Raw genomic sequence first — 20,011 nt, forward strand, 5'->3', positions numbered from 1 at the left:
GTATGAAGAAGGTCCCCACCCTCGATATCCGCCGCTACGACACCGACCGCGAGGCATTCGTCGCCGAGCTGGGCGCGGCGTACCGTGAATACGGTTTCTGCGGCATCAGCGGGCACGGCATCCCCAAGGACGCGATCGACGGGGCGTACGACGCGTTCGTGCGCTTCTTCGCGCTGCCCGACGACATCAAGCGCCAGTACCACATCCCCGGCGGCGGTGGTGCGCGCGGCTACACCCCGTTCAAGGTGGAAACCGCCAAGGACAGCCAGTTCGCCGATCTCAAGGAGTTCTGGCACATCGGGCGCGAGATTCCCCGCGATTCCGTCTTCGCCGATGTCATGCCGCCCAATATCTGGCCGGCGGAAGTGCCCGATTTCAAGGAAAAGGGCTACGGCCTGTACGACGCGCTGGATGAGCTCGGCGCGCGCGTGCTGCGCGCCCTGGCCCTGCACATCGACCTGCCGGAGCATTTCTTCGACGACAAGATCGATTCGGGCAACGCCATCCTGCGCCCGATCCACTACCCGCCGATCGTCGCCGACGACGTGCCCAACGAGCGCGCCGGCGCGCACGAGGACATCAACTTCATCACGCTGCTGGTGGGCGCGAGCGCCGAAGGCCTGGAAGTGCTCACGCGCGAAGGCGAGTGGCTGCCGATCACCACCGAGGGCGACGCCATCGTGGTCAACATAGGCGACATGCTGCAGCGCCTGACCAACCACGTGTACCCCTCCACCACCCACCGCGTGGTCAACCCGAAGAATGCAAACGCGCGCAAGCCGCGCTATTCGGTGCCGTTCTTCCTCCACCCCAACCCGGACGTGGTGCTCGACGTGCTGCCGTCCTGCGTCACCCCCGACAACCCGAAGCGTTACCCCGAGCCGATCACGGCCCACGAGTATCTTCAGGAACGTCTGCGCCAGATCAAGCTGATCTGACCACTTCTTAGCGGGCTTTTCACCGTGAGGTCCCCAGCATGGCACCTCACGGTTCCCGTTCCGGAGCACCCATGAAGCCGTCCCGCGCCCCCAAGATGTGCATCGCCCCGAAGATGTCCAGCGCCCTGAAAACGCACCGGTCGAAAACCCGCGGCGACGCAGCCGCCTCGCCGTCCCGCAAGCGCGAAACCGTCCGCACCTCCGGCAAACGCGTCCGCCGCCAACGCACCATGCGCGCCCGCGGCCGCGCCTGAGCCCCCATTCGATCCGCGTACCCACGTGTAGGAGCCGACGATGTCGGCGATCCCCACAACATCAAGCCCCTCAAGGCACCACCAGATCCGAAGCCCCCGCCACCTCCCCCCGGTGCAGGAACGGATGCGCAAACACCGCGCCCAAGATGATCGCCACCCCCACATAGAACGCCCAGCCCAGCTCCCGCTGCTCCCCCAGCAGCGGAATCGCCAGCAGGATCGCGTACACCGGCTCCAGGTTCGTCACCATCTGCGTCGCGAACGCCGTCAGATGCCGTAGCGCCGTCAGCGCCAGCACGAACGGCAGCAGCGTGCACCCGTACGCCAGCAGCACGATCAGGACACCATCATGCAGATCCGGCACGGGAAACAGCGGCCCCGCCATGAACGGCGCCAGCAGGGTGAGGAACAGCGTGCCGCTGCCCAACTCGATGCAGGTCACGGTGAGCGCATCCGCCTTGTCCACCAGCCGCTTGTTGAGTGCGCTGAAGAACGCCACGAAGATCGCCGACAGCACGCCCACGGCCAGGCCGATCCGCATCTCCCCCGGCACGCCACCGGCCACCAGCGCCACGCCGGGCACCACGGCCGCGCCGATCAGTAGCTCGCGCGCGTCGAATCGCTTGCCCGCGACCCAGGGCTCCACGATGGACAGGAACGCCGGACACAGGGCGATGCAGGTTGCCGCCACGGAGGCGTTGGCGAGCTTGATGGCGCCGTAGAAGGTCAGCCAGTGCAGCGAGACGATCACCCCGATACCGGCGTAGGACAGCAGCAGCCGCGGGGGCAGGGCACGCAGCGACCGCCATACCCGCGGAAGGCACAGCAGCGTGACCGAGACCAGCAGCATGCGCCACCAGACCAGCGGCAGCGCCGCCAGGGTGATGAGCTTGCCGAGGATGGCGGTGACGCCCCAGAGCAGGACACAGAAGTGGATCTGGAGGTGGGCTTTGCGGGCAGGGGTCATGGGGGGAAGCTTGCCGAAGGCTGGAAGAGATCGCCAGCATTTCGGTCCGTCAGCGGGATCCCTGCGAGACCGCCGTCCTTATTTACGGACGGCGGGCGCCTTGGGCGGGGTGCTGCGGATGTCGTCCAGTAGAGGCTTGCACTGGGTAGCATCGGCCTTGCCGCTTTCGGGAACGGCCAGCGCGGCCAGGGCGGCGACCGGCGCCGCGAACACGGCCAGCGCGGCAGCGCCGCCGGCACGCAGGATCAGCGGGCCAGCATGCACGCCCACCGATGGGTTTTTCAGCGTGCCGTGCACGTACAACGGCGAGCGCAGCGAGAACAGGCGGAAGCCCTTGGTGTGCGGCACGATGTCGAGGTTGAGCTTCTCGCTCTTGAAGTCGATGTCGCCCGTGACGTTGATCAGCGCCTTCTCCGTATCGAACGCGAATAGCTTCGATTCCATGTCGCCATGCGTGGTCACCAGGTCCGCGGCCATGCAGTTGATCTTGACCACCTCGTCGCCGAACAGCTTGTTGACCGCGTAGCTGCCCACGTTGAGGCCCGCCAGCTCCAGCAGCGAGCTGCTGATGGCGCCATCGTTGATCAGCAGCTTGACCTCACCATTGGCGCTGCCGAGCAGGGCGGCCGGGGAATTGCCGGTGGCCGTGAGCGAGGCATCGCCGTTGAGTTCACCGAAGCTGGTCTTCATCGGCTCGAAGCTCGGGAACAGCTCTTTAAGCTTCATGTGGCGCGCACCGAGGTTGAAGCCGCCCGTCATGGGCGTCTTCGAACCGTCCAGCTTGATGTTGCTGCCCACGGTACCGCCGGCCACGCCGAACTTCAGCGGGTCGAGGGTGAGCACGGCATTCTTCAGGACCAGGTGCGTGTACAGGTTGTCGATCGGCAGGCGCTCGCCGTGGACGATCTTCACCCCGGTGAATTCCACATCGGCGTCCATCGCGTTCCAGCGGTCCGTCTTGAAGGGTTCTACCGGCAACACCTTGTCGTCGGGCTGCCTGACCGCATCGCCACGCTCGGTCTTTTCCTTGTTGGTGCCACCGCCGATCAGCGGTGCCAGGTCGCTGAACAGCAACTGGTTGGATTTCAGCGCGCCAGTGAGGCTGGGGCGTGCGCCGCCGGTATTGAAGGTCAGGCTACCGCCGAGGTCGCTGCCACCGACGCGGCCGGTGAAATGGTCATAGGTGAAGACACTGGCGCCCTTCTTCAGGTTCGCCTTGAGGTGGCCTTCGGTCGCGTAAGGCGGCGTGTCCGGCAGGGTGACGCCGGTCAGGTCGTACAGGTGCGACATGCTCGTGCCCGACAACCACAGCCGGATATCCAGCGCGCCCATGTTGACCGGGTCGGTCAGCGTACCGACGAAAGCGATATGCGTGTCGCCGAAGCGGGCATCGGCCGCCACGGGGAAGGGCCGGGTCGCGTCGCGCAGCGCCAGCACGCCGCCGGTCTTGGCCGTGGCGGTCACCGTGGCCTTCTTGTACGTGCCTTTGGCATCCCAGGCGAACAGGTAGACCTGCTTCTTCTTGGTCTCGTCGTTGCGGTCCTTTTCGTCCGCATCGCTCCTGGCCATCGTCTTCGCGCTGGCACCGGTGGTCTTTTTCGCCTGCGTGCGCGAGTCGGTTTCCTGCTGCGCCATGATCTGGTCGAACGGGATGCCCTTGGTCAGCGGAGTCACGTCGATGCCCATGGCGATCTGGGTCTGCGCATCGTTGAAGTCGATGTGGCCCTGGTCGAACACGATGGCGTTGAGTTCCAGCTGCCATTCCGACGGGCCGGTGCTGTCGGGAAGCTTGAAGGTCCAGGTGTCGTCGCCGTTCTTCATTCGCTGCAGGTCGATCTTCGGCTGGCCCAGGCGGATCTCGGGAACCACGATGCGGTGGGAGATGAGCGGGAACGGCGACAGGCGGAATTGCAGGGAGTCCAGCGTGGCGAACTGCTTCGTCTTCGCCCAGTCCGGGTTGGCCACGGTGATGTCGCGTGCTTCGAAGTGCGGCCACGGGATGAGGCTGGTGAGCCCACTCTCGCCGGGCTCACGCGACCAGTGCGCGGACAGGTCGCCGTTGATGGCGAAGGGGCGGCCGATGGCCTCGGACACCTTGGCGTTGATGGTCGGTTTCAACCGGTTCCAGTCGAAGAACGCAATGAACAGGACGATCGCCACGATGAGCAGGATGACGATCCCGAGCACCCACGCCAGTATTTTCCTTCCACGCCGCATCGTCCTGCCTCCACTCCCATAACAGCGACAGAGTTAACGTGAAGGCCGACAAGGTTATGTGTTCATGACAGGGTGCGATTAAGGTTCGGGGCCTCAGTCGGCCTGCCAGTAGCCGGTGGCCTTGACCCAGTCCTTGTCGATGCCGCGCGTCTCCACCAGCAGGGTGCGGAGCTTGCGCGCCCGTGCCGACTCGACCGCCACCCACCAGAAGGTGTCGCCGGCGGGCACGGGCAACGCGGCCAGCATGTCGTCGAGCGACGGCGTGGACGCGCCACGGATGAACCAGTGCACGTCGCGGGCCAGCACCTGGCGTTCCTCGCCGGCTGCCACTTCCACCAGCACCGTGACCCGCGTGGTGGCGGGCATCTCTTCCAGCCAGCGGCCGATGGCCGGCAGGGCCGTTTCGTCACCGACCAGCACGTAGTGGTCGAAGTCGTCCGGCACGATCAAGGAACCGCGGGGGCCGCCCAGGCCGATCGTATCGCCGACCTTTACCTGCTCGGCCCAGGTGGACGCCGGGCCCTCGCCATGCAGGACGAAATCGATGTCCAGCTCGTTGCGGGTCGCATCGTAGCGCCTTGGCGTGTAATCGCGGGCGGGCGAGGGGGTGACGCCCTCCGGGTAGACCGGACCTTCCGGCGTCATCGTCGGCGCGTTGATCGCACCGCCTTCCACGGGAAAGAACAGCTTCACGTGGTCGTCGGGCGATGCGGTGACGAAGCCCTCCAGGTCGTCGCCCGTGAGCGTGACCCGGACCATGCGCGGGGAGAGGTTCTGCACGCGCGAGACCGTCAGCCGGCGTGCCTTGAGCGTGTGGCGGACACGGGTGATGGCGTGGCGTTGGACGGCGTCGTTCATGCGTTGCGCTCCGCGATGGCCCGGGCCGTGGCCTCGATCAGCTGCGCGACCCGCTTCAGCTCGGCGTCGTCCCAGCCCTTGTGGTGATTGATGAGCTGGTGCTTGAGCGTATGCATGGCCTCGCGCACCTCGTTGGGCACGCTCATCCGGCGCATGTGCCGGGACATCACCTGCAGGCGCTCGGTCAGGGCCTCCAGCGTGTCACGGTTGTCCCGCAGGAAGGCGCTGCCGGTCTCGGTGATGGCATAGAGCTTCTTGCCGCCGGTTTCCGCCTCGACCCGCGCGTAGCCCAGTTCCTCGAGCATGGTCAGGGTGGGGTAGATGGCGCCCGGGCTGGGGCTGTACTGGCCGTCGAACATCTCCTCGATGGTGCGGATCAGTTCGTAGCCGTGGCGAGGCTGTTCCTCGATCAGGGCCAGCAGCAAGAGGCGCAAGTCGCCGTGGCCGAACATGCGCCCGCCGAAGCGGCCGCCCCCGCGGCCACCGCGCATGCCGTCACCGCGATCGTCGAAGCCGAACGGGCCGCCGCCGAAGCGACCCCCTGGACCGCCGCGGCCCATGGCCATGGCGGACATGGTGTCGTGGAAGCGGTGTTTGGCGTGATGGAAAAAGTGCATGGGGGTGCTCCAGATATATCGTACGTAGTGGTCGTACGATATATCTTAAGAAACACTCGTGCAATAGGTGCCAAGCCCGGACGGCGTGCGGGCGGGGCCTCGACCTGCCGTCGTAGGAGCGCACGATGTGCGCGAACAGGGTCGCCGCGTCGCCGCCCCGTTGGCTTTTCGCGCACAGCGTGCGCTCCTACCCCTCGGCGTCTGGATCAGCCGAAGGTGAAGGTGAAGGCGTGGAAGTTGGCCTTATCGATCTTGATGGTCAGCACGTGGTCCTTGTAGCCGTCACCGTCGAACAACGTGTAGAGCTGGCTCTTCTGCACGGTCACCGGGGCCATCGGCTTGCCGTCGACGGCGATCTGGAGGGTGATCGGGTCGTTGGCGCTGGCCACCATGTGGACCTTCTTCGCCTTGAAATGCAGGCGGATCTCGCCGGTCGAGCCGACCAGGGACGCATTCTGACGGCCGATTTCCCACTTGCCGACCAGGGCGAACTGGTTGAGCTCCAGGCGCGACGGGGCGGTGAAGTCGCGCGTGCCGGTGCTGTCGCCGCCGGCGCTGGCGTTGTTCTTGCTGCGCTCGCTGCCGAAGTACATCTCCGGCGAGCCCAACTGGCTGAAATCGGGGGCGTCCTTGTCGTTCTCGGTGGTGGCGGCGAGGCGGGGCAGGCCGAGCAGCGTGCGGATGGCGTTTTCCATCTCGGCGTAGTTGCCCTCGCCGAAATGATGGGCCACCACATTGCCGCGCTGGTCCACCAGGTATTCGGCCGGCCAGTACTGGTTGTCCCAGGCGTCCCAGGTTTCCAGGTCGTTGTCCTGGGCCACGGGATACTTGATGTTGTATTTGGCGATGGCGTCGCGGACGTTGGCGTCCTGCTTCTCGAAGGCGAATTCCGGCGAATGCACGCCGACGATCACCAGGCCCTTGTCCTTGTACTGGTCGTACCAGCGGGTGACGTGGGGCAGGGTGCGCAGGCAGTTGATGCACGAATACGCCCAGAAATCGATCAGCACCACCTTGCCGCGCAGGCCCTTCATCGTCAGCGGCCCGGAATTCTGCCAGTTGGCGATGCCGGCGAACTCCGGCGCGGTCTGCGCCGCCAGGGCGGGCGTCGCGGCGGCCAGGGTGGACACGGCCACCAGCAGGGCGAGGAAAACGGTACGTAGCTGACGCATGAAAACTCCGATGTGCATGGGTACGGGGAACAGACCGGCCCGAGGCCCGGCACCTTACACCGCCGGGTGCGCTAAAATCGCTGCTTTGCCAGCCGCCGCGAGCCAGCCCAAGCGCCATGACCTCGATCAAGCAGGACGACCTCATCACCAGCGTCGCCGACGCCCTCCAGTACATCTCGTACTACCACCCGGTCGACTACATCAAAAACCTTTCCGCCGCATACGAGCGTGAAGAGTCGCCGGCGGCCCGGGATGCCATCGCCCAGATCCTCATCAACTCGCGCATGTGCGCCGAGGGCCACCGGCCGATCTGCCAGGACACCGGCATCGTCACGGTTTTCCTCAAGGTGGGCATGAACGTGCGCTGGGACGACGCCACGATGGGCGTCGAGGACATGGTCAACGAAGGCGTGCGCCGGGCCTACAACCACCCGGACAACAAGCTGCGCGCCTCCGTGCTGGCCGATCCGGCGGGCAAGCGCATGAACACCCGCGACAACACGCCGGCCGTGGTCAACGTGTCGATCGTGCCGGGCGATACCCTCGACGTGATCGTCGCCGCCAAGGGCGGCGGCTCGGAAGCCAAGTCGAAGTTCGCCATGCTCAACCCGTCCGACTCCATCGTGGACTGGGTGCTGAAGACCGTGCCCACCATGGGCGCCGGCTGGTGCCCGCCGGGCATGCTCGGCATCGGCATCGGCGGCACTGCCGAGAAGGCGATGCTGCTGGCGAAGGAGGCGCTGATGGAGCCGATCGATATCGTCGACCTCATCGCACGCGGCCCGTCCAACCGCGCGGAAGAGCTGCGCCTGGAGCTGTACGAGAAGGTCAACGCGCTGGGCATCGGCGCGCAGGGCCTGGGTGGCCTCACCACCGTGCTCGACATCAAGGTGAAGGACTACCCGACCCACGCGGCCAACCTGCCGGTGGCGATGATCCCCAACTGCGCCGCTACCCGCCATGCCCATTTCGTGATGGACGGCTCCGGTCCGGTGTCGCTCGATCCGCCGTCGCTGGACGACTGGCCGAAGCTTACCTACGACGCGTCCAAGGGTCGCCGGGTGAACCTCGACACCATCACCCGCGAGGACGTGCTCGACTGGAAGCCGGGCGAGACCATCCTGCTCAACGGCAAGCTGCTCACGGGCCGCGACGCTGCGCACAAGCGGATGATCGACATGTTGAACCGCGGCGAGACGCTGCCCGTGGACTTCACCAACCGCTTCATCTACTACGTGGGCCCCGTGGACCCCGTGCGCGACGAAGTGGTCGGCCCCGCCGGCCCGACCACGGCCACGCGCATGGACAAGTTCACCCGGCAGATGCTCGAGACCACCGGCCTGCTGGGCATGGTCGGCAAGAGCGAGCGCGGTCCCGCCGCGATCGAAGCCATCCGCGACAACAAGGCCGTGTACCTGATGGCCGTCGGCGGCTCGGCGTACCTGGTCTCCAAGGCGATCAAGGCCTCGCGGGTGCTGGCCTTCGAAGACCTGGGCATGGAAGCGATCTACGAGTTCGAGGTGAAGGACATGCCCGTGACCGTCGCCGTCGACAGTGCCGGCACGTCGGTGCACGAGACCGGCCCGAAGGAATGGCGCTCGAAGATCGGCAAGATTCCCGTGGTGGTGGTGTAAGCAAGGACATGTAGGAGCGCACGATGTGCGCGATGGGGGTTGCCGCATCGTCGCGTTGTTGGCTTTTCGCGCACATCGTGCGCTCCTACATGGTCAGGGTGTACGTGTGGCGGGCGATCTGTTCGTCTTCCTGCGTGGGGACGGTGCGTGAGGCGAAGTCGCCGATCCAGCGCAGGCCGGCAAGGATCGCGTCGCGGGTCACTTCGTCGTGCTCGCCGATGCCGCCGGTGAAGACGAGCAGGTCGATGCCGCCGAGGGAGGCGACCATGGCGGCGACGTGCTTGCGGGCGACATGGACGAACACGTCCTGGGCCAGCTTCGAGGCCTCGCTGTCCGTGGCATGCAGTTCGCGCATGTCGCTGGTGCCGCCGGAGAGTCCTTTCAGGCCGGCCTCGCGATCGACCAGGGTTTCCAGCGCGTCGGCGTCGTAGCCGCGCTCGCGCATCAGGTACAGCAGCACGCCGGGGTCCAGGTCGCCCGGCCGCGTGCCCATGACCAGTCCGCCGGTGGGGGTGAGGCCCATGGTGGTGTCGATCGACTGGCCGTCGCGCACGGCGCACAGGCTGGCACCGTTGCCCAGGTGCGCGATGACCACGCGCGAGGGCAGGTCGTCACCCAGTTGCCGCACGATGGATTCGTACGACAGCCCGTGGAAACCGTAGCGTTCGATGCCGCCCTCGCGCAGGTCCGCCGGCAAGGGCAGGGTCTTCGCTACCGCCGGCATCGACGCATGGAAGGCCGTATCGAAGCAGGCTACCTGGGGCAGTCCAGGGAAACGTGCCGCGCATTGTTTCACCAGCGCCACCGCCGGCGGCACGTGCAGCGGTGCGAAGGCGCACGCCTGTTCCAGGTGTTCCATCATCGCCGCGTCGATCCGCGCGTGCTTACGCACGTTCGGACCGCCGTGCACGATGCGGTGGCCGATGGCGTCGGGCGCGGGCAGGTCCTGCTCGCTTAACGAAGCGAGCAGGGCCGAGAGGGGATCGTTATCCACCGCGCCCTCGGTCTGCCCCGAGAACAATGCCTCGCACCGCTTGCCGTCGACGCGATACAACCCGTATTTCAGTGACGACGATCCCGTGTTGAGCGCCAACACATGCCCGGGCGGGCTCACGCGTCGGTCTCCTCGGCCTTCCATTGCCAGTCGCGGACCTCGGGAAGATCCTGCCCGTGCTCGCTGACGTAGAGCTTGTGCCTCTGGATGTCCGACCAGTAGCGCTGCTCGGCCTTCTCGCGCTCGCCGGCAAGGCGGGGAATGCGGTTGATCGCATCCAGCGCCAACTGGAAGCGATCCATGTTGTTCAGCACCATCATGTCCAGCGCGGTCGTGGTGGTGCCTTCTTCCTTGTAGCCGCGCACGTGGATGTTGTCGTGGTTGTGCCGGCGATAGGTCAGCTTGTGGATGATGCCCGGATAGCCGTGGAAGGCGAAGATCACCGGCGTGTCCTTGGTGAACAGGTCGTCGAACACGTCGTCGTCCATGCCGTGCGGATGCTCGTCGGGTTGTTCCAGCGACATCAGGTCCACCACGTTGACCACGCGGATGCGGATATCGGGCACGTATTCGCGCAGCAGCATCACGGCGGCCAGCACCTCGACGGTAGGCGCGTCGCCCGCGCAGGCCATCACCACGTCGGGGTTTTCCACGCCGCGGCTGGCCCAATGCCAGATACCGGCACCCGCCGCGCAATGACGGATCGCGCTCTCGATATCCAGCCACTGCCAGTCGGGCTGCTTGCCGGCGATGATGACGTTGACGTAATGGCGGCTGCGCAGGCAATGGTCGGCCACGGACAACAGGCAGTTGGCATCCGGCGGCAGGTAGATGCGCACGATCTCGGACTTCTTGTTGGCCACGTGGTCGATGAAACCCGGGTCCTGGTGCGAGAAGCCGTTGTGGTCCTGATGCCACACGTGCGAACTGAGCAGGTAGTTGAGTGACGCGATCGGCGGCCGCCACGACATGGTGCGGGTGACCTTCAGCCACTTCGCATGCTGGTTCATCATCGAATCGATGATGTGGATGAAGGCCTCGTAGCACGAGAACAGACCGTGTCGCCCCGTGAGCAGATAGCCCTCCAACCAGCCCTGGCACTGGTGCTCGCTCAGCACTTCCATCACGCGACCGGCGGGCGAAAGGTCTTCGTCCACGGCCTCGCGCCCGGCCATCCAGGTCTTGCCGCTGGCCTCGTACACAGCCTGAAGACGGTTGGACGCGGTTTCGTCGGGGCCGAACAGGCGAAAGGTCTGCATGTTCTGGCGCATCACTTCACGCAGGAAGTTGCCGAGCACCGCGGTGGCGCCGGCCTTGTGGTCGCCCGGCGTGCGCACGTCCTCGGCGAACGTGCGGAAGTGCGGCATGTGCAGTTGTTTCAGCAGCAGGCCGCCGTTGGCGTGCGGGTTCATGCCCATGCGGCGCCGGCCGGTCGGCGCCAGCGAGGCGAACTCCTCGCGGAAACGGCCGCGCTCGTCGAACAGCTCGTGCGCGTCGTAGCTCTTCATCCAGTCTTCGAGGATGGTGAGGTGCTCGTCCGAGGTGAAGTCGGCGATGGGCACCTGATGGGCACGCCAGGTGCCTTCCACCGGCTTGCCGTCCACTTCCTTCGGGCCCGTCCAGCCCTTGGGGCTGCGCAGCACGATCATCGGCCAGCGCGGCCGTACGGCATCCGCTGCGTCTTCCCTGCGCGCCTCGTCCTGGATGCGCTTGATCTCGTCCAGGCAGGTGTCCAGTGCCGCCGCGAACGCCTGGTGCATCGGCTCGGCCTCATGGCCTTCGACGAAGTGCGGCTCGTAACCGTAGCCGCGCATGAGGTCGCGCAGTTCGTCCGGATGGATGCGCGCCAGCACGGTCGGGTTGGCGATCTTGAAGCCGTTGAGGTGCAGGATGGGCAACACGGCGCCGTCGCGGGCCGGGTTGAGGAACTTGTTCGAGTGCCAGCCGGTGGCCAGCGCGCCGGTTTCCGCTTCGCCGTCGCCCACCACGCAGGCCACCACCAGGTCGGGATTGTCGAATGCCGCGCCGAACGCATGCGACAGCGAATAGCCCAGTTCGCCGCCTTCGTGGATGGAACCCGGTGTTTCCGGCGCGACATGGCTGGGAATGCCGTACGGCCAGGAAAACTGCCGGAACAGCTCGCGCATGCCCGCTTCGCTGCGATCGATATGCGGATAGACCTCGGTGTACGAGCCTTCCAGATACGTGTGTGCGACCACGCCGGGACCGCCGTGTCCGGGACCCATGACGTAGATCATGTCCAGGTCGCGTTCGACGATCACGCGGTTCAGATGGGTGTAGATGAAGTTGAGGCCGCTGGTGGTGCCCCAGTGCCCGAGCAGGCGATGCTTGATGTGCTCGCGCCGGAGAGGCTGCTGCAGCATCGGGTTGTCGCGGAGGTAGATCTGGCCCACGGTGAGGTAGTTGGCGGCGCGCCAGTAGGCGTGCATGCGGCGTAGCAAATCGGGCGCAAGCGTCTCGGTCATGGAGGCTTCCAGGCGACAGGGGTCTCCCGGAAGGCTAGGCGCGTGGGGATTGCCCCGGCGTGAAATGAACCGCCCTCAGGAGGTTGCGGGCCGCGACCAAACGCCGCTCACGCCCGACGGGCGATCAATCGTGCGAGCCCAGTTCGCGGGTGCTGCGTTCGAGCACCTTCATGCCGTCTTCGTGCAGGCGTGCGTTGCGGGCGTCTTCGGATGACTGGCGCAGCCGCTCGCGCTCGGCGATCTCGCGCATGGCGGAGGGCGGATTGAGCGGTGCGACCTTGTTGACGATGCCGGAGGCACCGCTCAACGGCGGCAGGGCCGGTGGGAGGGGCGGCTGCACCGCAGCCGGCGACGTGGTGCCTCCGGTGCCCCCGACGGATTCCGAAACGTCGACGGAGGTTGGCGCCACGGCGTGGGCCTGGCTGTCCGCTGTGCTGGCGGATGGCGGCGCGGGCGCCGGTTCGTCGTGGCGCGTTACCGTGCGCCAGACGAACAGGGCGAGCAGGCCGGCAATAGCGAACGCCAGCAGCGCCGGCCCGAGCCAGGAAGGCACGCCCGTGGCGTGGCGTCGCGGCAGGCCGGGCGTGCGCTCGCTTCGCGTCGTCCGCGCCGTATCGACGCGTTCGGGCAGCTTGAGCATCGCCCGGAGCATGTCGCCATCGACCAGTTGCAGCCGCGGCTGGCGGCGCATGAACGCGGCGGCCTCGCGACTGTAGCGGCCACGGGTGACGAATATGCCGCGGCTGGCGGCTTCGTTGAGCATGTTGCCGAGCAGTTCGTTGACGTCGGCCAGTTGCACTTCCTCGGCGTCCCAGTGCTTGCACTGGACGACCACGGTCTCGCTGCCGCGGCGCAGGCGCAGGTCGATGCCGCCCTTCGGGGCCTGCAGCGAGCGAGAGGCGTTGTGGCGCTCCACGTGGTAGCCCTGGCCACGATAGTACTCGGCCAGCAGGTGCTCGAAATCCTGCCAGATGAGGCGCGCGAGGGCATCGCCTCCGGGGGACGGAGTCTGTCGTGCCGCAAACATCGTTCTGGAACGTCCTGCCGGGGGAATCAGGGCGACATCATACCCGGTCGGCTACGGCGGTATCCGCGTCCATCATGGTGTCCACGGCGCGTTCCACCTGCGCGTCGCAGGCATCCGGGTGCACCACGACGCACACGGCGTGGGACAGTTCCACATGCATGGCGACGGGGCAGCAGACCTTGCCGTCGTCCGCGCGAATGGCGGGGGGATGGGCCCGTGGCGCGTAGAAGTCGCGGCGAATCCGCTCGCCGTCCTGCGGGCCACCCGCCATGATCGTTATCCATCGGTACATGGATTAACTATCGGCCCCGGATGTGCCCGCTTTATGGGCATTTCGGGCAAATTTGCCGCGCGGGGACGCGGATCAGGCCTCGGCCGTATGTGCCGTTCGCACCCGGTCCTGACAGGCCACGAGCTGGGCTTGCGTGAAGGTCGGATCGGGGCCCGCCAGGAGCACCGCGTCGGCCTCCGCCAGGCCGTTGTCCACCATCACGTCCAGCATGGCCACGCGGCTGGCGGCGAGCAACGCGCGGCCCAGGGGCGTGCGAGCGCCTGCGTCGGCCGGGTCGGCGCGTTCGGCCAGCGCCTGGACCACCCGCGAGGGGAAATCCCAGTGGCGGGCCGCGTGCAGCGACAGGCGCTCCATCTGCTGGGCCAGTGCTGCGACGAAACGACGGCTGTAGACGGGCGCGGCCGGGCCGTGTTTGTCCAGTTCGGCAAGGATGGCCTGGGCGCCGGTATGGCTGACCAGCCCGGCGAGGAACGATTCGAACGGATCGCAGGTGCCTTGACCCAGGTGCGCGCAGGCACGGGCGCAGCGCTCGGCGTGCTCCCACAGGCGATCGCCCGCCTGCTGCGCGGCGCCTTCACCGGTGCGCAGGATGGGGCGCATCACCAGCTGCATGACCACGCGGCGGAGCCCGTCGTGACCGAGCAGGGTGATCGCCTGGGGCAGCCCCGTCACTGCCTTGGCCGGCCGGAAGAACGCGCTGTTGGCCACGCGGATGACTTCGCCGACCAGTACGGTGTCGCGGGCCACCTGCTCGGCCAGCATGCGGCTGTCGCTGGCGTCGTTGCGCAGCGCGCGCATCAGTTGCGGCACCACGGCAGGCAGGCGCGGCAGCAGGGCCACGTCGAAGCGCTCGCCGCCGAAGGCCTCGCGCAGGCGACGCAGCAGGGCCTGCTCATGGGCACTCATGCCCGGGTCCGGCGATGCCGCCGCGCCCAGCACCAGGCGGTAGAAGCGGTCTTCCACCTCGTCGGCGGCAAGCGCGCCCGCCGGTGCGTCGACAGGGACGAACGGCGTGCCGACGGCGACGGGCGCCACGGGCACGGACAAGGCACGCGCGTGCATCGCGGGAGCGGCGCCACGGTTGCCGAACAGCTTGCGGAAGAACCGGCCGATCACGGATGCCTCTGGGGAGGGGAGGGTAAGACGTACAGTATATGGCGGCCGCGCCACGAAGGACTTGAGCGATACAATCTTGCGATGGAAGCGCTCCCACCCAGCCGTATCGTCCTGCCTCGCGGTGCCTGGCCGTCCTTGCTGGATTTCCTCTGCGAACGGTTTCCGGCGATCGGCCGCGAGGCATGGATCGAGCGCATGACGCGCGGGGCGGTCGCGGTGGACGATGTGCCCGTGGACCGGTTGATGCCGTACCGGCCCGGCGGCGTACTGACCTACCACCGCGAGGTGGCCGACGAGCCGGTCATCCCTTTCGCTGAAGGCATCGTCTACGCCGACGACGATATCGTGGTGGCCGATAAACCGCATTTCCTGCCCACCATGCCCGCCGGCCGCTTCGTCGAGCAGAGCCTTTCCGTGCGGTTGATGCGTCGCCTGGGCAACCCCGCGCTGGTGGCGTTGCACCGCCTGGATCGAGGCACGGCGGGGCTGGTGATGTTCTCGGCGCGCCCGGACACGCGCGATGCCTACACCCGGCTTTTCCGTGAGCGGCGCATCGTGAAGGCCTATGAAGCGCTGGCGCCGCCGCTGCCGACCCTGGCGATGCCGCATGTGCGGGAAAGCCGGATCGAGCGGGGCGAGCCGTTCTTCCGCGTGGCCGAAGTGCCGGGCACGCCGAACGCGTGCACACGGATCGAAGTGCTGGCGCGTGGCGCATCGGTCTGGCGCTACCGCCTGCAACCGGTCACCGGTCGCAAGCACCAGTTGCGCGTGCACATGGCGGCCCTGGGTGCGCCCATCCTGGGCGATCATGTGTACCCGGAGCTGCGCGACGAGCCCGCCGGTTTCGACCAGCCGCTGCGCCTTCTGGCACGGGAACTCCGCTTCGTCGATCCGCTGACGGGGCAGGAGCGGGCATTTCTAAGCAACCTTTCACTCGATCTTCCGTAGCGGCGGGCGCAGACTTACGCCTTCTTCGTTACCTCCACCCGGATGACTTCCGCTCCCGGCTTTCGCACCGTCGCCCTCATCATCGCCAGCGCGATGTTCATGGAGCAACTGGACGGCACCATCCTCGCCACCGCCTTGCCGGCCATGGCCGAGTCGTTCGGCGTGTCCCCGTTGCACATGAGCGTGGCGCTCACCTCGTACATGCTCAGCCTGGCGGTGTTCATTCCAGCCAGCGGGGCCATCGCCGACCGCTACGGCTCGCGCAACGTGTTCCGCGCCGCCATCGCCATCTTCACCGTCGGCTCCATCCTGTGCGGCATCTCCGGCAGCCTGCCGCTGCTGGTGCTCTCGCGCCTGTTGCAAGGCATCGGCGGCGCCATGATGGTGCCGGTGGGACGCCTGGTGCTGTTGCGCTCGGTGGCGAAATCGGAACTGGTCAGTGCCATGTCGTGGCTACTGGTGCCGGCGCTGATCGGCCCGGTGATCGGGCCACCGCTGGGCGGATTCATCGTCACCTGGGTGTCGTGGCGCTGGATCTTCTACATCAACGTGCCGATCGGCCTGGTCGGCATGTGGCTGGCCTCGCGCTACATCCCCGATATCCGCATCCCGGACAAGATGCGCTTCGACAAGCTGGGTTTCGTGCTGTCGGGCGTATCGCTGTCCTGCCTGGTGTTCGGCCTGGAAATGGCCAGTCGCGGGGTGACCTCCGTGCTCGGTTCCACCGGGCTGATCGTGGCCGGCATCGTGGTCGGCGCGGTCTACGTATGGCATGCGCAGCGCGTGACCCATCCCATCCTCGACCTGTCGCTGATGCGTTTTCCGACGTTCCGCCTGTCGGTGATCGCGGGGTCGCTCACGCGCATCACCGCGGGCTCGGTGCCGTTCCTGCTGCCGCTGATGATGCAGCTGGGTTTCGGCATGTCGGCCGCGCACAGCGGCGTCATCACCTTCGTCTCCGCACTGGGCGCCATGCTGATGAAGGCGACCGCCGCACCGGTGCTGCGCCGCTGGGGGTTCCGCGCCACGCTGGTCTGGAACGGCGTGTTCTCGATGTGCTGTGTGGCGTTGTGCGCCGCATTCCGGCCCGACTGGCCGCTGTGGATCATCTACGCCGTACTGCTGATGAGCGGATTCTTCCAGTCGCTGCAGTTCACCGGCTACAACACGGTGGCCTACGCGGATATACCCAGCGAACGGTTCTCCAGCGCCACCAGTTTCTACACCACGTTCCAGCAGCTGATGCTCTCACTGGGCATCTGCGTCGCCGCCGCGGCGCTTCATGCGTCGGTCACCTGGCACGGCCGCGAACACGCGTTGCTGCCGGACTTCAGCGTGGCGTTCCTGGTGGTCACCTTCGTCTCGGTGCTCGCCGCGCCGGTGTGCCTGCTGCTGCCGAAGAATGCCGGTGCGGAAATGAGCGGTCACCGCGCGAGGTAACGTTATCCCCGATCGCGCACATCGTGCGCTCCTACAAACGCCGCGTGTAGGAGCGCACGATGTGCGCGATCCGGGGTCGCGGCTTCGTCGATGGGTTAGGTCTTCTTCGCGTGGTTGGTTTTTCGCGCACATCGTGCGCTCCTACATTTGGTGTTTGCGGAGCGTTGTAGGAGCGCACGATGTGCGCGATCAACGTTACGGCAACGCCACCGGACAACTCACCCAAGACCCCACCCTCCCGGGCATCGCGGCCAACCGACGCGCCTGCGCGACAAACGGCCGGCGGGCGATTTCCACGGCGCCCATGCTCAGCAGGTGGTCGTTGGTCACCTGGGCGTCCAGGAGCGGAAATCCCCAGCCGTGCAGCAGCCGGCACAATCCGGCCAGGGCGACCTTCGATCCGCCGCTGCGTGCGCTGAACATCGATTCGCCGCAGAACAGCCGGCCGACGGCCACGCCGTAGATGCCGCCGACCAACGAGCCGCGGTCCCATACCTCCACGCTGTGCGCGTGGCCGCGGCGGTGCAGTTCCTCGTAGGCGGCGATCATCTCCGGTCCGATCCACGTGCCGGGCTGGCCATTGCGCGGGGCGGCGCAGGCGCGCATCACGCGCGAGAACGAGGTGTCGGCGGTCAGCCGCCAGTGGGACTTGTCCAACTGCTTGCGCAGGCTGCGGCTGATGTGGATGGCGTCGGTGTGGAAGACGCAGCGCGGGTCCGGCGACCACCACAGGATCGGCTCTTCCTCGTTGTACCAGGGGAACACGCCCTGCGCATACGCAGCCAGCAGGCGCTCGGCGGATAGGTCGCCGCCCCAGGCCAGCAGGCCGTTCGGCTCCGTCAGCGCGGTTTCCGGGTCGGGAAACAGCCCAGGGCGCTGGGGATGCAGCTGGGGCAGGTGGATCATCGTTCCGCGTACGGCGAATGGGCCATGAGTTCGTCCCTGTAGGCCTCGCGATGCGCCGCCTCCTGGACCAGCGCCGCAGCCACCGCCTGGCGGAAGCCCTCGTGCGCGATGTAGTGGCGCGAGTGGGTTAGCGTGGGCAGGAAGCCGCGCGCCAGCTTGTGCTCGCCCTGCGCGCCGGGCTCGAAGCGCGCGATGCCTTCACGGATCGCGTACTCGATGCCACGGTAGTAGCACAGCTCGAAATGCAGCCCTGAAAGCTCCACGCTGGCGCCCCAGTAGCGCCCGTACAGCGCGTCGGCACTGCGCAGGAACAGCGCCATCGCCACGATGTCCGTGCCGTCACGTGCAAGGGCTACCTGCACCTTGGCGCCCATCGTATGCCCCAGGTACTGGAAGAAGCGGGCGGTGAGCGCGGCGTGGTTGCCCTTCATGTCGAAGGTCAGCTCGTAGAGCGCGTGGATCTGTCGCCACTCGGCGTCGCCCAGCGTGTCGCCGCCGCGCATCTCCAGCGTGAGCCCCGAAGCGGCCGCGTGCGCGCGTTCCTGGCGGATGTTCTTGCGTTTCTTCCGGGCCAGCGCGGCGAGGAAATCGTCGAAATCCGTGTAACCGCGGTTGTGCCAGTGGAACTGGTAGTCGGCGCGGGCCAGCCAGCGGTCGTCGAAGGCGGGCAGGTCGGCCTCGGCCAGGAAGTTGGCGTGGATCGACGACAGGCCCAGGCGGTCGGCTTCGTCGACCAGCGCGGCGGTCAGCCGGTTGCGGTTGATCTCGGCGTCGAGGCCGTCGCGCACCAGCAGGCGCGGCCCGGGCACGGGCGAGTAGGGTGCCGCAACCAGCAGCTTGGGGTAGTAATCGCCGCCGGCCCGTTCCCAGGCGGCCGCCCAGCTGAAATCGAAGACGAACTCGCCATGCGAATTGCCCTTGAGGTAGGTCGGGGCTGCCGCGACCAGCCGCCCGCCGTCGAGAATGGCCAGGTGGTACGGCCGCCACCCGTAGTCTTCGCGCAGGCAGCCCTTGGCTTCCATGCCGCTCAGGAACGCGTGCGACACGAACGGGTTGCCGTCGGGCACGAGCGCGTCCCAGTCGGCGGCCGGGATGCCGCCGAGCCCGTCGAGGAAACGGATCTCGCTCATGCGGGGCAACGCCCCGCGCCGGCCGCGCGGGGCGACTCCATCACGTCAGCAGGTGCTGCTGGTCGAGCCAGCGTTCCGCGTCCAGTGCGGCCATGCAGCCGAAACCGGCCGAGGTGATCGCCTGGCGGTAGACGTGGTCGGCCACGTCGCCGGCGGCGAACACGCCGGGCACCGAGGTGGCCGTGGCCATGCCCTGGGTGCCGGACTGGATCTGGATGTAACCGTCCTTCATCTCCAGCTGGCCCTCGAAGATGCCCGTGGCCGGGGTGTGGCCGATGGCGACGAAGAAGCCCTGGACGGCCAGGTCGCGCGTGGCGCCGGAGTTCACGTCCTTCACGCGCACGCCGTTCACGCCCGAGTCGTCGCCCAGCACCTCGTCCACCTGGTGGTTCCACAGCAACTCGATCTTGCCGGCGGCCGCTTTCTCGAACACCTTGTCCTGCATGATCTTTTCGGCGCGGAACTTGTCGCGGCGGTGGACCAGGTAGACCTTGCGGGCGATGTTGGCCAGGTACAGGGCCTCTTCCACGGCCGTGTTGCCGCCGCCGACCACCACCACGTCCTGGTCGCGGAAGAAGAAGCCGTCGCAGGTGGCGCAGGCGGACACGCCGCGGCCCTTGAACTTCTCCTCCGAGGCGATGCCCAGGTACTTGGCCGTGGCGCCGGTGGTGATGATCAGGGCGTCGGCGGTGTACTCGCCGCTGTCGCCCTTGAGCCGGAACGGGCGGTTGTTCAGGTCCACGCTGTGGATGTGGTCGAAGACCATCTCGGTCTCGAAGCGCTCGGCGTGCTCGGCCATGCGCCGCATCAGTTCCGGACCCTGCACGCCCTTCTCGTCGCCGGGCCAGTTGTCCACCTCGGTGGTGGTCATCAGCTGTCCGCCCTGCTGCAGGCCGGTGACCATCGTCGGCTTGAGGTTGGCGCGCGCCGCGTAGACGGCGGCCGTGTAGCCGGCGGGGCCGGAGCCGAGGATCAGCAGGCGGCTGTGCTTGGGGGTGCTCATGTATAATCCTTG

The 20,011-nt window shown here is 67.1% G+C and carries 18 protein-coding genes; 5 read left to right on the forward strand and 13 right to left on the reverse strand.

All coding sequences use genetic code 11. The annotated features are described in order from the left end of the window. Positions 1–2 precede the first annotated feature (2 nt). Together AB8808_RS09255 and AB8808_RS09260 are read left to right on the forward strand one after the other, a co-directional pair. Positions 3–938 (forward strand): isopenicillin N synthase family dioxygenase, encoded by a 936-nt coding sequence (locus AB8808_RS09255; RefSeq protein WP_369928721.1) that lies wholly within the window; start codon positions 3–5, stop codon positions 936–938. 71 nt (positions 939–1,009) lie between these two features. Next, positions 1,010–1,192: a hypothetical protein gene (locus AB8808_RS09260; RefSeq protein WP_369928723.1), complete on the forward strand. Its 183-nt coding sequence runs from the start codon at positions 1,010–1,012 to the stop codon at positions 1,190–1,192. Between the two features lie 70 nt (positions 1,193–1,262). Here AB8808_RS09260 and AB8808_RS09265 read toward each other — a convergent pair whose 3' ends face one another. From AB8808_RS09265 to AB8808_RS09285, 5 genes are all read right to left on the reverse strand, one after another. Next, complete coding sequence (locus AB8808_RS09265; protein ID WP_369928724.1) at positions 1,263–2,159, reverse strand: DMT family transporter; 897 nt, start codon at positions 2,157–2,159, stop codon at positions 1,263–1,265. A gap of 78 nt (positions 2,160–2,237) precedes the next feature. Then, complete coding sequence (locus AB8808_RS09270; protein WP_506193258.1) at positions 2,238–4,346, reverse strand: AsmA family protein; 2,109 nt, start codon at positions 4,344–4,346, stop codon at positions 2,238–2,240. Between the two features lie 123 nt (positions 4,347–4,469). Continuing rightward, positions 4,470–5,234, reverse strand: coding sequence for a siderophore-interacting protein (locus AB8808_RS09275; protein WP_369928727.1), 765 nt, complete (start codon positions 5,232–5,234; stop codon positions 4,470–4,472). Then, a complete protein-coding gene (locus tag AB8808_RS09280; protein ID WP_369928729.1) occupies positions 5,231–5,851 on the reverse strand; it encodes a PadR family transcriptional regulator in 621 nt (206 codons plus the stop codon). The genes AB8808_RS09275 and AB8808_RS09280 overlap by 4 nt, the downstream gene beginning before the upstream one ends. 206 nt (positions 5,852–6,057) lie before the next feature. Then, entirely contained in the window at positions 6,058–7,023 is a 966-nt protein-coding gene (locus AB8808_RS09285; RefSeq protein ID WP_369928731.1) for a thioredoxin family protein, read from the reverse strand. 116 nt (positions 7,024–7,139) lie between these two features. On the opposite strand from AB8808_RS09285, the gene AB8808_RS09290 reads away from it, so the two are divergent. After that, a complete protein-coding gene (locus tag AB8808_RS09290; RefSeq protein ID WP_369928733.1) occupies positions 7,140–8,657 on the forward strand; it encodes a fumarate hydratase in 1,518 nt (505 codons plus the stop codon). A gap of 85 nt (positions 8,658–8,742) precedes the next feature. Here the strand turns inward: AB8808_RS09290 and AB8808_RS09295 are convergent, their stop codons facing one another. The 5 genes from AB8808_RS09295 to AB8808_RS09315 form a co-directional block, all read right to left on the reverse strand. Further along, positions 8,743–9,771 carry an acetate/propionate family kinase gene (locus AB8808_RS09295; protein WP_369928735.1) on the reverse strand — a complete coding sequence of 343 codons (1,029 nt, stop codon included), beginning with the start codon at positions 9,769–9,771 and terminating at the stop codon, positions 8,743–8,745. Continuing rightward, positions 9,768–12,137 (reverse strand): phosphoketolase family protein, encoded by a 2,370-nt coding sequence (locus tag AB8808_RS09300; protein ID WP_369928737.1) that lies wholly within the window; start codon positions 12,135–12,137, stop codon positions 9,768–9,770. The genes AB8808_RS09295 and AB8808_RS09300 overlap by 4 nt, the downstream gene beginning before the upstream one ends. A 124-nt stretch (positions 12,138–12,261) precedes the next feature. Beyond that, positions 12,262–13,164, reverse strand: coding sequence for a restriction endonuclease (locus AB8808_RS09305; protein WP_369928739.1), 903 nt, complete (start codon positions 13,162–13,164; stop codon positions 12,262–12,264). 37 nt (positions 13,165–13,201) lie between these two features. Then, positions 13,202–13,456 carry a hypothetical protein gene (locus AB8808_RS09310; RefSeq protein ID WP_369928741.1) on the reverse strand — a complete coding sequence of 85 codons (255 nt, stop codon included), beginning with the start codon at positions 13,454–13,456 and terminating at the stop codon, positions 13,202–13,204. 72 nt (positions 13,457–13,528) lie between these two features. Further along, positions 13,529–14,572, reverse strand: coding sequence for an HDOD domain-containing protein (locus AB8808_RS09315; protein WP_369928743.1), 1,044 nt, complete (start codon positions 14,570–14,572; stop codon positions 13,529–13,531). A gap of 81 nt (positions 14,573–14,653) precedes the next feature. Between AB8808_RS09315 and AB8808_RS09320 the strand changes: the two genes are divergently transcribed. Together AB8808_RS09320 and AB8808_RS09325 are read left to right on the forward strand one after the other, a co-directional pair. Continuing rightward, complete coding sequence (locus AB8808_RS09320; protein WP_369928745.1) at positions 14,654–15,520, forward strand: pseudouridine synthase; 867 nt, start codon at positions 14,654–14,656, stop codon at positions 15,518–15,520. 42 nt (positions 15,521–15,562) lie between these two features. Beyond that, positions 15,563–16,960 (forward strand): MFS transporter, encoded by a 1,398-nt coding sequence (locus AB8808_RS09325; RefSeq protein WP_369928747.1) that lies wholly within the window; start codon positions 15,563–15,565, stop codon positions 16,958–16,960. Between the two features lie 195 nt (positions 16,961–17,155). Here AB8808_RS09325 and aat read toward each other — a convergent pair whose 3' ends face one another. The 3 genes from aat to trxB are packed head-to-tail and all read right to left on the reverse strand — an operon-like array spanning position 17,156 to position 19,999. Then, positions 17,156–17,866: a leucyl/phenylalanyl-tRNA--protein transferase gene (gene aat / locus AB8808_RS09330; protein WP_369928749.1), complete on the reverse strand. Its 711-nt coding sequence runs from the start codon at positions 17,864–17,866 to the stop codon at positions 17,156–17,158. Further along, entirely contained in the window at positions 17,863–18,996 is a 1,134-nt protein-coding gene (locus AB8808_RS09335) for a GNAT family N-acetyltransferase (RefSeq protein WP_369928751.1), read from the reverse strand. The genes aat and AB8808_RS09335 overlap by 4 nt, the downstream gene beginning before the upstream one ends. A gap of 40 nt (positions 18,997–19,036) precedes the next feature. After that, complete coding sequence (gene trxB, locus AB8808_RS09340; RefSeq protein ID WP_369928753.1) at positions 19,037–19,999, reverse strand: thioredoxin-disulfide reductase; 963 nt, start codon at positions 19,997–19,999, stop codon at positions 19,037–19,039. Positions 20,000–20,011 lie beyond the last annotated feature (12 nt).

Origin of the sequence: Xanthomonas sp. NCPPB 2632 (assembly GCF_041228075.2) — a bacterium.
Classification (GTDB): domain Bacteria; phylum Pseudomonadota; class Gammaproteobacteria; order Xanthomonadales; family Rhodanobacteraceae; genus Luteibacter.